Source organism: Microbacterium lacticum (genome assembly GCF_006716815.1).
Taxonomy (GTDB): domain Bacteria; phylum Actinomycetota; class Actinomycetes; order Actinomycetales; family Microbacteriaceae; genus Microbacterium; species Microbacterium lacticum.
Window position 1 is genome coordinate 312,947 of the sequence record NZ_VFPS01000002.1, and the last position, 12,712, is coordinate 325,658.

Here is a 12,712-nt window from a genome sequence, read left to right on the forward strand (position 1 = left end):
GCTCACATGTCGAGCGGGGTCCACTCCGAGACCTCGTCGAGGGCGGCGACCTCGTCGGCGGTCAGGTCGGTCGTCGCGCCCGCGAGCAGGTCGGGCACCTGCGACACCTTCGAGGCCGACGCGATCGGCGCGACGACGGTCGGCTTGGCGCGCAGCCACGCGAGGGCGGCCGAGGCCATCGACACGCCGTGTGCGTCGCCGACGCGCTCCAGCACCTCGAGGATCTGCAGCCCCTGCGGCGTCGCGTACTTCGCGGCGCCCTCGGCGCGCGGCGAGGCCTCCGCCGAGGCATCCGTCGACCGGTACTTTCCGGTCAGGAATCCCTTTGCGAGCGCGAAGTACGGCACGAGCGACAGGCCGAGCTCCTCGGCGACGGGCACGATGTCGTTCTCGGTCTCGCGGTGCACGAGGTTGTAGTGCGGCTGGATCGCGACCGGCTCGGCGACGCCGAGCTCGCGCGCGATGCGCACCCACTCGCGGATGCGGTCGGCGGAGTAGTTCGACACCGCCGTGTAGCGCACGAGCCCGTCGGCGACGAGCGCGCCGAAGGCCGCCACCGTCTCTTCGAGCGGGGTCTCGGCGTCGTCGAAGTGCGCGTAGTAGAGGTCGATCTGCTCGACCCCGAGGCGCTGCAGCGATGCCTCGGCGGCGGCGCGCACGGTCGGGGCGGCGAGCCCCTTGTACTGCGGATGCTGGCTGACCTTCGTCGCGACCGTCACGCCCTCGGGGCGGCGGCTCACGAGCCACTCCCCGATGATGCGCTCGCTCTCGCCGCCCTCGTGGCCGTCGACCCACGCGCTGTACGAGTCGGCGGTGTCGATGAAGTCGCCACCGCCCGCGTGGAACGCGTCGAGGATCTCGAACGAGGCGTCGCGGTCGGCCGTCCAGCCGAACACGTTGCCGCCGAGGGCGAGGGGAAAGACGTCGAGGTCACTGCTTCCGATGCGGGTCATGCACAGATCCAAGCACGATGCGCGCCCCGCGGCGTAACGTGGCTCACCATGCAGGCCCTCACCGAGAACCAGATCCGTGCGTCGCTCCTCAACGTCAGCCAGTCCGAGCGCAAGAACGTGACGCTCCCCGCCGACCTCGCCGAGTCGCCGTGGGACGAGATGGACTTCTACGACGCGCGCGACTGCAAGCTCGCCCTCGTCGGATACGTCGTCGCCCTGGTGGACGACGAGCCGGCCGGACTGCTGCTGCGGCAGGCCGAGGCGAAGCCGCGCACGCGCGAGGCCTACACCGGGTTCGACGTCGAGGCGGCGCGCGCAGCGCGCATCGCGGCGATGCGTGAGAACGTCACGGCCTTCGTGCGGGCGGTGCGCGACGGGGTCTGACCGCGGCGACCCGCCCGATCCGACGGGCGGATGCGCCGGCATCCATTCTGCGGAATGAATTTCGGCGGCGTACAGTTGAGGCCATCATGCAACGCTTCGGAACCCTCTCCTTCGGCCACTACGGGCCGCTCGGCGGCGGTCGTCAGCTCACCGCCGGCGACACGCTGCACCAGGCCATCGACCTCGCCCAGGGCATGGACGAGCTGGGGGCGAACGGCATCTTCTTCCGCGTGCACCACTTCGCCCGGCAGCAGGCGTCGCCCATGCCGCTGCTGGCCGCGATCGCCGCGAAGACCGAGCGCATCGAGATGGGCACCGGCGTCATCGACATGCGCTACGAGAACCCGCTCTACCTCGCCGAAGAGGCCGCGGCCGTCGACCTCATCTCCGACGGACGGCTCGCTCTCGGCGTGAGCCGCGGGTCACCCGAGACAGTCGTCCGCGGCTACGAGAAGTTCGGCTACAGCGCCGAGGACCCCCGCGGCGCCGACCTCGCCCGCGAGCACTTCGACCTCTTCTGGCGTGCGATCGGCGGCGAGGGGATCGCCGAGCGCGACCCCGAATCGCCGTTCGGCGGCGGGTCGGGTCTGCAGCAGATCGAGCCGCAGTCCGAGGGCCTGCGCTCGCGCATCTGGTGGGGTGCGGGATCGCGCGACACCGCCGAATGGGCTGGGCGCACAGGCCTCAACCTCATGTCGTCCACGCTCCTCACCGAGGCCGACGGCCGGCACTTCGACCTGCTGCAGGCCGAGCAGATCGACCGCTTCCGCGCCGCGTGGACGGAGGCCGGACACCCCGGCACCCCGCGCGTCTCGGTGAGCCGCTCGGTGTTCCCCATCACGACCGCCGAGGACGAGCTGTACTTCGGGCACAGCCAGGAGGGCGACGGCATCGGCTACATCGACGGCTTCCGCTCCACATTCGGCAAGACCTACGCGGCCTCGCCCGACGTGCTCGTCGAGCAGCTCAAGCAGGATGCCGCGGTCATGAGCGCCGACACGCTCATGCTGACGATCCCGAGCCAGTTGGGGGTTGCTTATTGTGTACATATATTGGAGTCGTTCGCGAAGTATGTAGCGCCCGAGCTGGGTTGGAAGCCCAATTGGGAAGGCCCCGTTCAGGGAGACGCGATCTGAGCGCGTCTCCTCGTCGCCATGCGCACACTGTCGAGGATCGTCTAGGACGGGCTGAGATCGCAGCCTAGGCGCGCTGAGGGCATGCAGAAGGCCTCGCGAGTACGGCGATCAGGCTTCGATGACGGTCTCCAGCGACGCACCGAGGGCGGCGAAGAACTACGAACATATCTTCGCTAGAGTGGTCCCCATGTCGATCGATGTTCGCCGCCCGCTCGCTGTTGATCTCTTCGCAGGAGCAGGCGGTCTTTCGCTCGGTTTGGAGCAAGCAGGCTTCGAGATCGCGGCATCGGTTGAGTTCGACCCGATTCACGCCGCGGTGCACGAGTTCAACTTCCCATATGGGAAGACCTTCGCCGCAGATGTCTCGAAGATCACCGGCAAGCAGATCCGCGAACAGTCGGAGATCGGTGACCGCGAAATCCACCTCGTAGCTGGTGGACCGCCTTGCCAGGGGATTTCGATGATCGGGCGCCGCGCTATCGACGACCCTCGCAATGCGCTCCTGAAAGAGTTCGTGCGAGTGGTGCTGGAACTCAAGCCCCGCTACTTCCTGATGGAGAATGTCGCTGGCCTCATGGTCGGCGGACACCGACAGCTCGTCGATGAAGTTGTCGAGATGGTTGAGGCGGACGGAGAGTACCGGGTTGTAGCCCCGATCAAGGTCCTCCAGGCCGCTGACTATGGTTCGCCGCAATCACGGCGACGGGTCTTCGTAATGGGCGCTCGGAAGGATGTTGCGCTTCCCAGCTACCCAGAAGCCACGCACACTCCTAGGACGATCAAGGGTGTCGTGCCCAAGAGCACCGCTCTCCCGCTGGGGCCGAGCGTTATCGAGGCACTTGGTGACCTTCCGGATGCCGATCAGTTCCCCGAACTTCTTCACGACGACAACACATCCGGTGTGACCTATGGGAAGCCAAGTGACTATGCAGCGAAACTCCGCGGATCGAAAAAGGATGCTTCCGACTACTCGCGCCCGCGCCCTCGGCTCGCAGACGAACTGACCTCTTCCGCTCGAACTGTTCACACCAAGAAATCCATCGACCGCTTTGCAAGTGCTGAGCCTGGAACGACTGAGACGGTGAGCCGATTCCTGCGCCTTCACCCGGACGGTCTCTGTAACACGCTCCGAGCGGGCACCGCTTCGGACCGGGGGGCATACACCGCTCCCCGACCGATTCACCCTGTCTATCCTCGTGTCATCACCGTGCGAGAGGCCGCTCGTCTGCACGGCTACCCCGACTGGTTCCGGTTCCATGTGACCAAGTGGAACGGGTTCCGAGAGATTGGCAACTCCGTCCCCGCTCGTCTGGGTCGGGCAGTCGGTGCCGCGATCTTGGAAGCGGACGAGGTTACTCCGATCAAGGGAAAGCCCGTAAAGCTCGGCTCCACCGATCTGCTCTACATGACAGCCGGTCAGGCGCACGACTACTTCGGTCTCGTCGAGCGCGTTATCCCGCAGCGAGACCGTAAGGTCGGCTGAGCGTGACAACCAAGCGCGAGCCCAATCGGTATGTGCAGATCCTCGATCTGGTCTTCGACATGGCGTACACCGAGGGCGCAACTGAAGTGGCCTTCGCGAAGTCTGAACTCAATCACGCCGCCGACGCAATCGGAGTGGAACGGGTCGAAAACCCGGCGGACCTGGTTTACTACTTCCGGTTCCGAAAGCCCCTCCCAATCAGCATCACGAGCAAGGCTCCGGAGGGATTCGAATGGATCATCCGTGGCGCTGGTAAGGGCAAGTACAAGCTCGTGGCCGTGCCGAATCAGGTGAGAGTCTTGCCTCGAGAAGGCCTCATCACCACGAAGGTGCCGGATTCCACGCCCGAGATCATTCGTGCTTCGGCACTCGGTGACGAGCAAGCACTACTCGCTCTAGTTCGGTACAACCGGCTGCTAGACATTTTCCTTGGGCTGACTACCTACTCCTTGCAGAACCACCTCCGAACCACCGTCAAGGGCGTCGGTCAGGTCGAGGTCGATGAGGTCTATGTAGGTCTCGACCGATTCGGCGTGCAGTACATACTGCCGGTTCAAGCCAAGGGCGGTTCGGACGAGATCGGCCTCACACAGATCGAGCAGGACCTCGGTGTCTGCGGGGAGAAATGGCCGCACATGGCGGCTCGCGCTATTGCGGTGCAGTTCATGGATAACGACAAGATCGCGATGTTCGAGCTAGGTCTGCAGGACTTCCAAGTCGCGGTGATCCGGGAAGCGCACTACCGGCTCGTGCCGTATGCAGACATCACGGATGAAGATCGAGAGCTTTACCGGCTCTTCGGACTTTAGGTGGGGGTGGGTGATGTGCGGGGCCGCGTGGTGACGGGGTGGGGCGGGTCGAGGCCCCGAGGATCGGTAGCGATCAAGCTTCCTTTCCGTTCGGAGACCTCGACCCGTGCCCGATGCTACGGGGTGCGCCGCTGCGTGCCCGTCTTCTGCTGTCTACTGTGATCGCTGCGATGTGCTCGTCGGCCTCGGCGGGCTGCACGTGGTGGCTGTCGAGCGCTGCCGCGACGGCGTGCTCCTGATCGACGTCGAGTCCCCGCCGGGGCCGGTCGGGTGCCCGGGGTGCGGGCAGGTCGCCGAGTCGCGGGGCCGGAAGGCGCTCGTGCTGGTCGATGCGCCGATGAGCGCCGCTGCGGTGCGGGTCCGGTGGCGCAAGCGCAGGTTCCGGTGCGCTGATGAGGCGTGCCCGAGGGAGTCGTTCACCGAGCAGAACGCTCTGGTCGCCGCGCCTCGCGCCAAGCTCACGGCCCGAGCGGTGATCTGGGCGGTGGGGCAGATGCGGAGGGAGAACGCGTCGGTGCAGGGCGTCGCCCGCCAGCTCGGGGTGTCGTGGCGCACGGTCTGGCGACACGTCAGGCCGGTGCTCGAGACGCGCGCCGCGGACGGGTCCCGCTTCGACGGGGTCACCACGCTCGGCGTCGACGAGCACCTCTGGCACCACGTGTCCACCAGACCCGTCGCCGATGGCGGGCGGGGTCCGAAGGAACTGACCGGGATGGTCGACCTGTCGCGCGATGCGTCCGGGCGGGTGAGGGCCCGCCTGCTGGACCTCGTGCCCGGGCGCAGCGCGAAGGCCTACGCCGACTGGCTGCAAGAGCGCGGGCAGGAGTTCCGCGACGGGGTGCAGGTCGCGACGCTGGACCCGTTCGCCGGCTACAAGAAGGCCCTCGACGACGAGCTCGACGATACCGTCGCGGTGCTCGACGCGTTCCACGTCGTCAAGCTCGGCACCACCGCGGTCGATGAGGTCCGCCGCCGCGTCCAGCAAGACACCCTCGGGCACCGCGGACGCAGAGGTGATGCGCTCTACGGGATCCGCAACATCCTCCGCGCCGGGCAGGAACGACTCACCGACCGGCAGAAGGCCCGGCTCGATGCCGCGTTCACGCAGCGCGAGGAGCACGTCGAGGTCGACGTCGCCTGGCAGGCCGCGCAGCAACTCCGCGACGCCTACCGGCATGCCGACCTCGCCACCGGGCGCAAGATCGCCGAGCACGTGCTCGAATCGCTCCCGACCTGCCCGATCCCCGAGATCGCCCGACTCGGCCGCACCCTGCGTCAGTGGCGGGCCGCGTTCCTGTCCTACTGGGATACCGACCGGTCATCCAACGGCGGCACCGAGGCCGTGAACGGCCTCATCGAACTCGCCCGCCGCGTCGCCCGCGGCTTCCGCAACTACGACAACTACCGACTCCGCATGCTCCTCATCGCCGGCGGCCTCGACCCCACCACCCCCACCTAAAGTCCGAAGAGCCGCTTTGGCTCTTCGGACTTTAGGTGGGGGTGGGTGATGTGCGGGGCCGCGTGGTGACGGGGTGGGGCGGGTCGAGGCCCCGAGGATCGGTAGCGATCAAGCTTCCTTTCCGTTCGGAGACCTCGACCCGTGCCCGATGCTACGGGGTGCGCCGCTGCGTGCCCGTCTTCTGCTGTCTACTGTGATCGCTGCGATGTGCTCGTCGGCCTCGGCGGGCTGCACGTGGTGGCTGTCGAGCGCTGCCGCGACGGCGTGCTCCTGATCGACGTCGAGTCCCCGCCGGGGCCGGTCGGGTGCCCGGGGTGCGGGCAGGTCGCCGAGTCGCGGGGCCGGAAGGCGCTCGTGCTGGTCGATGCGCCGATGAGCGCCGCTGCGGTGCGGGTCCGGTGGCGCAAGCGCAGGTTCCGGTGCGCTGATGAGGCGTGCCCGAGGGAGTCGTTCACCGAGCAGAACGCTCTGGTCGCCGCGCCTCGCGCCAAGCTCACGGCCCGAGCGGTGATCTGGGCGGTGGGGCAGATGCGGAGGGAGAACGCGTCGGTGCAGGGCGTCGCCCGCCAGCTCGGGGTGTCGTGGCGCACGGTCTGGCGACACGTCAGGCCGGTGCTCGAGACGCGCGCCGCGGACGGGTCCCGCTTCGACGGGGTCACCACGCTCGGCGTCGACGAGCACCTCTGGCACCACGTGTCCACCAGACCCGTCGCCGATGGCGGGCGGGGTCCGAAGGAACTGACCGGGATGGTCGACCTGTCGCGCGATGCGTCCGGGCGGGTGAGGGCCCGCCTGCTGGACCTCGTGCCCGGGCGCAGCGCGAAGGCCTACGCCGACTGGCTGCAAGAGCGCGGGCAGGAGTTCCGCGACGGGGTGCAGGTCGCGACGCTGGACCCGTTCGCCGGCTACAAGAAGGCCCTCGACGACGAGCTCGACGATACCGTCGCGGTGCTCGACGCGTTCCACGTCGTCAAGCTCGGCACCACCGCGGTCGATGAGGTCCGCCGCCGCGTCCAGCAAGACACCCTCGGGCACCGCGGACGCAGAGGTGATGCGCTCTACGGGATCCGCAACATCCTCCGCGCCGGGCAGGAACGACTCACCGACCGGCAGAAGGCCCGGCTCGATGCCGCGTTCACGCAGCGCGAGGAGCACGTCGAGGTCGACGTCGCCTGGCAGGCCGCGCAGCAACTCCGCGACGCCTACCGGCATGCCGACCTCGCCACCGGGCGCAAGATCGCCGAGCACGTGCTCGAATCGCTCCCGACCTGCCCGATCCCCGAGATCGCCCGACTCGGCCGCACCCTGCGTCAGTGGCGGGCCGCGTTCCTGTCCTACTGGGATACCGACCGGTCATCCAACGGCGGCACCGAGGCCGTGAACGGCCTCATCGAACTCGCCCGCCGCGTCGCCCGCGGCTTCCGCAACTACGACAACTACCGACTCCGCATGCTCCTCATCGCCGGCGGCCTCGACCCCACCACCCCCACCTAAAGTCCGAAGAGCCATCAAAATGGCCATGGACGAAGAAACGGCCCGGAGCAGTGGGGAGGAAAAATGGGGACACTAACCCAACTCGACCCACTACTCCGAGCCGTAAGTTGAAGATGACGAGGCTTCAACCCCACCCGGCGGTGCATTACTGCTATATCAAAACGGCGACGATCGGGAGTGGTGTCGCGCCACCGCTCAGCCGGAGCGCTTGTGACCGAAGTGGAGCGATCTTGTTACCGAATCCACGCAAACGGTCACAACCCGCTACAGCCCCGATGAGATCGCGCTTCTTGCCCTTTTCTGTGACCGAAACGAAGGACCGCCAAACCTGCCAGAGCATCGATGAGATCGGGATTCCCGCGATTCTGGCTGAGCACCCTGTTACCGAACGCCAAAAAAGCTCCTCGGCTCTAAGAAGAGATTTTTCCTTTAGCTGTTTAGGTTTCAGAAAAACGGTCACATCGGTAACAGGGTCTCGAAAAACAGCCTGGAGCATCGATGAGATCGGGATTCCTGCTTGTGACCGTTTCTGTAGGTTCGGTGACATTCGGTCACACTTCGGTGACACTTCGGTGACGGGCGCTCCCGGCACAGAGGGAGATCGTTGACACAGAAGTGAGCCAGATTTCGCGCTTTTCGTGCTCGCCACACAGCGCTGCCCGCCTAAGTGTCGATGATGCTCAGGCGGGCAGGTTGTGCGATCACGGGCGGAAAGCGCCTCAGATCGCAGGCTCGGGCGAGGGGGTGGCGCTCAACAGTCCGTGCCGGGAGGATTCATGATCTCCTCGAAGGCTGCGAGCTGAAGCTCCCACTCATCCCCGAACTCTGCCGCCAGGGCTTCCACCTCCTCAGCGAAGCCCTCAGCCGTAGCCTCCAGCGCCCGAGCAATCCCTAGGAGCATCGCGGAGGAACTATCCTGCACCGCCCACTTTGTCCGGAGCTTCGCCCGGGTCATGGTGCGCTTGAGCTGTCGCTGCGCGGCCCGCTTCGATGCCCCACCTGCTGCCCGGAGTACTCGCCGGATTCGGCTCTTCCGCTGTCGCGCGTCCTTCGGTGAGAGCTTCGATCCATCCTCCCGGTAGAACTGAGTTCGCTTACCCGTGCCGACGCTGTAGACACCGGCGAGCAGGGGCGAGACGGTCTGGGTCTGACCGTGGCCGCTGGGCTCGATCTCCGCGCCGCCGCCCCGGGCGAGATCGGGGATGGTCCTGTGCTCTCCGTAGGGGCAAGAGCTTCGAGCCACACAGCGCTGCCAGCGCCCGGTTCGTGTTGATTGGTGCAGGGTACTCATGGGGATGCCTCCTTTGACCGGAGCCATATCGGCGCACTTACGACGCCGAGCCGTGGTGTCGCACAGAAGCCGGAATGTTGATTCGGGCGGCTGGGGCTTGACCCCTGATCTTGGACACGCTGATTCCAGCACGATGCTGGGGAAGCGAGAATCTGAGGGATGGCAAGGAAGAACTACACGGACGAGTTCCGGCAGCGTGCGGTGGATTTGTACGAGTCCACGCCGGGCGCGACGCTGAAAGCGATCGCGGCCGATTTGGGGATCTCCCGTGGTGCGTTGAAGGAATGGGTCGACAAGCTCGGATCCGGGACCGCTGCGGCCGGTTCGGTGTCGCCGCCGGTGTCGGTGCGGTCGGAGTCGCAGGCGGCGAGGATCATCCGGTTGGAAGCCGAGTTAGCGGTCTCGAGAGCGGAGCAGGTCAAGCTCGAGACGGAGCGGGACATCCTCCGTCAGGCGGCGAAGTATTTCGCTGCGGAGACGAACTGGTGAACCGCTTCCAGTTCGTCGAGGACCACAAGGACGCCTACGGCGTGAAGCGGTTGTGTGAGGTCATCGAGATCGCCCGGTCCTCGTTCTACGCGTGGCTGGCCGCAGCCCCGGGACGGGCCGCGCGAGCCGCGGACGACGCCCGGTTGGCGGCACGGATCCGGGTGCTGCAGGACCCCGCGCAGGGTGGTGACCGCGCCTACGGGGCACCGAGGATCACTGCCGACCTCAACGACGGCGTCCCCGCCGCCGGGCGGGTGAATCATAAGCGGGTCGCTCGGGTGATGCGGGAACACGCGCTCGCGGGGATCCGACTGCGCCGCCGGGTGAAGACCACGATCCCGGACCAGTCCGGACGGAAGTTCCCCGACCTGATCGGGCGGGACTTCAGCACCGGGGAGCCGAACCGCAGGTATGTCGGCGATATCACCTACCTCCCCATCGCGGACGGCAGCAACCTGTATCTGGCGACCTGCATCGACCTCGGGTCGCGCAAGCTCGCCGGCTGGCAGGTCGCCGACCACATGCGCACCGAACTCGTCGAAGGCGCTCTCCGCGGCGCGCACCGCGACCGCGGATCGCTGGCCGGCGCAGTGTTCCACAGCGACCACGGCTCGGTCTACGCGTCGAAAGCCTACGCAGCACTCTGCGAGCAGCTCAAGGTGACCCAGTCCATGGGCGCGGTGGGCACGAGCGCCGACAACTCGCTGGCCGAGAGCTTCAACGCCGCGCTCAAACGCGAGCTCCTCCAAGGCGCGTCGGCGTTCCCCGATCAAGCCACCGCCTACCGGGCCGTGTTCCGGTGGACGAACCGATACAACACGCGCCGACGCCACTCCGCGATCGGCCAGATCACCCCGAACAGCTACGAGAACACCTACGCGGCCGCGAGATCAGCTACCCTCACGGAAGCGGCATAACCGAAATGACACCGTGTCCAAGATCAGGGGTCAAGCCCCGCTGGTAGAATAGAAGTTCAACACCCCGCAAATGGCCGAGCACGCTGTTCGTGGGGCTCACTTCCCGAGCAAGGAGATGAATATGGAAACTGGCGACCGCACCGAACTGATTCGCACGGCTTTCGAGGCGATGGTTCTTGAGTTCGGCAAGCCCAATCGAGAGCCGATCCCCTACAGGGAACCGCGCGACAGCACGATGATGATCCCCATCGCGGGAAACCCCGAGAATGATGAGATCCATCCTGTCTTCGCCCTCTCGCACCACTTCCGCAGTAAGGACAACTACGAGAAGGGGTATACGGACAACCCCCACCGTGGTGACCACATCAGCGTGCCCGCCTACCTCGGGTTCACTCAGGAGATCGCTGTCTTCGAGACCTCGTTCCACAAGGGTCAGGCGTTCGTGGAACTCGTAACCTTCCCAGCCGCAGATCGAGACTCGTCCCTCTACCAGGCAGCGCTTCGGATGCTGGACGCTGAGGAAACTCGCTGAACTTTGGTGCTTGTGGCGTCGATGATGCATGTCCATGCGCGCCGACGAGAAACAGCCCGAGGTCGCAGGCTACGGGCTGAGATGCGCGCTACAGCGTCGAGGGGACCGACGCTCTAGGCTGCGCGCTCAGAAGGTGATTTCAGCATCCGTCAGCATGCTCCGAAAGGAGGCGCCTGGGCCACTCGCTTCGGGCACACAAAACCGCCCGGCACTGTGGGAGTGCCGGGCGGTTTCTGTTTGCGTTAGCCCTTGGAAGTATCGACCCAGAGGTCGGGACCGTCTAGCCTCAGCGCTATGTAGCGCTCCACGCTAGCTGTGCTGCTTGATACGGTATGGAGGTCTACCGTCTTAGTGAAGGTGCCGACACCTGGCACAGCCACAACGATCTCATAGGTAGGAGCGTACTGGCTCACCGGGGTCGGCTGCTCAAAAGAAGTCCAGTCATCGAAGTGGTAATCCATGCGGATCCCAGGCTCGTTGATCACAGTGCTACCCTGGTCGTAGACCACAGTGCGCTTACCATCGATGATCCGAGTAATCGAGACTCTAGTATCACGCTTGAGGAAGTCAGCCGACCAGATAAAGATTTGGATCGCCTCAGAGTAGTACTTAGTCATTAGCTCAGGCTCAGCCGTCGGAGTAGTGCTAGGAGCCCCACAGTGCTCACCGCCAGCGACGCCCTTGATCTCGGGATGGCTGTCGTAGGTGGAGCCGATGCAGAAGCCTCCGTTGGAGAGCGCGGCGTCAGCCTGGGGAGTGAGTAGGGGAAGAGCAACGACGCCGAGAGCAGCGGCGAAAGCCACCACCGCGATGAGCGCAGGTCTGTTCTTCTTCCTGTTCTGCTGGGTCTGCGCGAACGCATCTGTGGATTTAGTCATGGGATTGATCTCCTGATCTCAGATCACCACCGAGCGCGGCGAATCGAGATCTATATCAAAACGGGCAAGATCCGAGGGGCGCCCAGAGACAGCGAAAGCCGGGAGCGCGAAGTGAAAGAGAAAGACCCGCGCCCCCGGCTGACTCAAGGAGCAATCCACATGCGATGCCGGACCATCCCGCATCCGACACCTGTAGCCATATCGCCGCACACCAACCGAGAGGTCTAGATCCTCCTAGGGTTGCGCGACACCACCGCGGCTAGGCGGCTCTACAGTGATGCGACACCACCGCGGGAGGGCGCTCGGCGCTGCCCCGAGAGGCCGGAAATCCATCGGCGCACTTGCGACAAGAAAGAGCAGTGCGACACCACGGCTCAGTCGAGGATCGTCTCAACCTCGTAGTCGAGGGTGTCCATGTTCCAGTTGGTGGCCACACGGCGGCTGATCCCGTCCAACCAGTCATCGATCCCGAGAAGCTCTTCGAGGAGCATTCGAGCACCTTCGGTAGCGTCCTCGCGCTTGTGGCTCTCGACCGTCTTGGCGGGGTCGCTTCCTCGGTCGATGTGGTACTTCACCATCGGGCTTTCGGTTCCGATGGTGCTGGTCTCGTAGTAGTGCTTCTCCACCCAGCGCAGAAGCGAGAACCAATGAACCTTCGGCTCACCCTCGGCGTAGACAAGCTCATCATCCGGCCCGTCGAGGTAGGCCCGCAGGAACTCCTGCTCACTGAGGTGCATCGCCTCCGCCACCTGTGCGGGGGAGAACCATCCAGTCATGTTCCTGTCTTCAGACGCCATGCCCTGAGCCTACCGATGCCGTGATGCGACGCCACGGCTGCCGATGCCGTGCTCCTACTGTGGTGCGACGCCAACACTGCTGTTCTGCTG

Annotated in this window: 12 protein-coding genes; 8 read left to right on the forward strand and 4 right to left on the reverse strand. The window is 65.6% G+C overall.

The window, feature by feature from the left end; genetic code table 11:
- Positions 1–2: 2 nt before the first annotated feature.
- On the reverse strand, positions 3–953 hold the full coding sequence (locus FHX68_RS07255; RefSeq protein ID WP_141380823.1) for an aldo/keto reductase: 951 nt from the start codon (positions 951–953) through the stop codon (positions 3–5).
- 48 nt (positions 954–1,001) lie between these two features.
- Here FHX68_RS07255 and FHX68_RS07260 point away from each other — a divergent pair, with 48 nt between their 5' ends.
- From FHX68_RS07260 to FHX68_RS07285, 6 genes are all read left to right on the forward strand, one after another.
- The gene (locus FHX68_RS07260; RefSeq protein ID WP_141380824.1) at positions 1,002–1,337 is read left to right on the forward strand and encodes an FBP domain-containing protein; all 336 of its coding nucleotides are present in this window, start codon (positions 1,002–1,004) and stop codon (positions 1,335–1,337) included.
- 86 nt (positions 1,338–1,423) lie between these two features.
- A complete protein-coding gene (locus FHX68_RS07265; RefSeq protein ID WP_141380825.1) occupies positions 1,424–2,473 on the forward strand; it encodes an LLM class flavin-dependent oxidoreductase in 1,050 nt (349 codons plus the stop codon).
- Between the two features lie 187 nt (positions 2,474–2,660).
- Positions 2,661–3,956, forward strand: a complete 1,296-nt coding sequence (locus tag FHX68_RS07270) for a DNA cytosine methyltransferase (RefSeq protein WP_141380826.1) — start codon at positions 2,661–2,663, stop codon at positions 3,954–3,956.
- A 2-nt stretch (positions 3,957–3,958) separates the two neighbouring features.
- A complete protein-coding gene (locus tag FHX68_RS07275; RefSeq protein WP_229661424.1) occupies positions 3,959–4,765 on the forward strand; it encodes an endonuclease in 807 nt (268 codons plus the stop codon).
- A gap of 106 nt (positions 4,766–4,871) precedes the next feature.
- The gene (locus FHX68_RS07280) at positions 4,872–6,224 is read left to right on the forward strand and encodes an ISL3 family transposase (RefSeq protein WP_425325858.1); all 1,353 of its coding nucleotides are present in this window, start codon (positions 4,872–4,874) and stop codon (positions 6,222–6,224) included.
- A 141-nt stretch (positions 6,225–6,365) separates the two neighbouring features.
- Entirely contained in the window at positions 6,366–7,718 is a 1,353-nt protein-coding gene (locus FHX68_RS07285; protein WP_425325858.1) for an ISL3 family transposase, read from the forward strand.
- Positions 7,719–8,469: 751 nt separating this feature from the next.
- Here FHX68_RS07285 and FHX68_RS07290 read toward each other — a convergent pair.
- Positions 8,470–9,009 (reverse strand): hypothetical protein, encoded by a 540-nt coding sequence (locus tag FHX68_RS07290; protein ID WP_141381643.1) that lies wholly within the window; start codon positions 9,007–9,009, stop codon positions 8,470–8,472.
- 159 nt (positions 9,010–9,168) lie between these two features.
- On the opposite strand from FHX68_RS07290, the gene FHX68_RS07295 reads away from it, so the two are divergent.
- A protein-coding gene (locus FHX68_RS07295; RefSeq protein ID WP_141920043.1) for an IS3 family transposase occupies positions 9,169–10,415 on the forward strand; the annotation gives its coding sequence in 2 pieces (ribosomal slippage) (positions 9,169–9,481 and positions 9,481–10,415; 1,248 coding nt in all).
- Between the two features lie 70 nt (positions 10,416–10,485).
- Positions 10,486–10,947 (forward strand): hypothetical protein, encoded by a 462-nt coding sequence (locus FHX68_RS07300; protein WP_141381597.1) that lies wholly within the window; start codon positions 10,486–10,488, stop codon positions 10,945–10,947.
- A gap of 242 nt (positions 10,948–11,189) precedes the next feature.
- Here FHX68_RS07300 and FHX68_RS07305 read toward each other — a convergent pair whose 3' ends face one another.
- Both FHX68_RS07305 and FHX68_RS07310 read right to left on the reverse strand, forming a co-directional pair.
- Positions 11,190–11,825, reverse strand: a complete 636-nt coding sequence (locus tag FHX68_RS07305; RefSeq protein WP_141381598.1) for a hypothetical protein — start codon at positions 11,823–11,825, stop codon at positions 11,190–11,192.
- A gap of 374 nt (positions 11,826–12,199) precedes the next feature.
- Entirely contained in the window at positions 12,200–12,622 is a 423-nt protein-coding gene (locus FHX68_RS07310) for a hypothetical protein (protein ID WP_141381599.1), read from the reverse strand.
- Positions 12,623–12,712: the final 90 nt, after the last annotated feature.

What these genes read in the sequence shown, in the direction of transcription:
- FHX68_RS07300 (WP_141381597.1), top strand. Translation starts at nt 10,486, where the DNA reads ATGGCCGAGCACGCTGTTCGTGGGGCTCACTTCCCGAGCAAGGAGATG.
- FHX68_RS07305 (WP_141381598.1), bottom strand. Translation starts at nt 11,825, where the DNA reads ATGACTAAATCCACAGATGCGTTCGCGCAGACCCAGCAGAACAGGAAG.
- FHX68_RS07290 (WP_141381643.1), bottom strand. Translation starts at nt 9,009, where the DNA reads ATGAGTACCCTGCACCAATCAACACGAACCGGGCGCTGGCAGCGCTGT.
- FHX68_RS07260 (WP_141380824.1), top strand. Translation starts at nt 1,002, where the DNA reads ATGCAGGCCCTCACCGAGAACCAGATCCGTGCGTCGCTCCTCAACGTC.
- FHX68_RS07255 (WP_141380823.1), bottom strand. Translation starts at nt 953, where the DNA reads ATGACCCGCATCGGAAGCAGTGACCTCGACGTCTTTCCCCTCGCCCTC.
- FHX68_RS07270 (WP_141380826.1), top strand. Translation starts at nt 2,661, where the DNA reads ATGTCGATCGATGTTCGCCGCCCGCTCGCTGTTGATCTCTTCGCAGGA.
- FHX68_RS07265 (WP_141380825.1), top strand. Translation starts at nt 1,424, where the DNA reads ATGCAACGCTTCGGAACCCTCTCCTTCGGCCACTACGGGCCGCTCGGC.
- FHX68_RS07310 (WP_141381599.1), bottom strand. Translation starts at nt 12,622, where the DNA reads ATGGCGTCTGAAGACAGGAACATGACTGGATGGTTCTCCCCCGCACAG.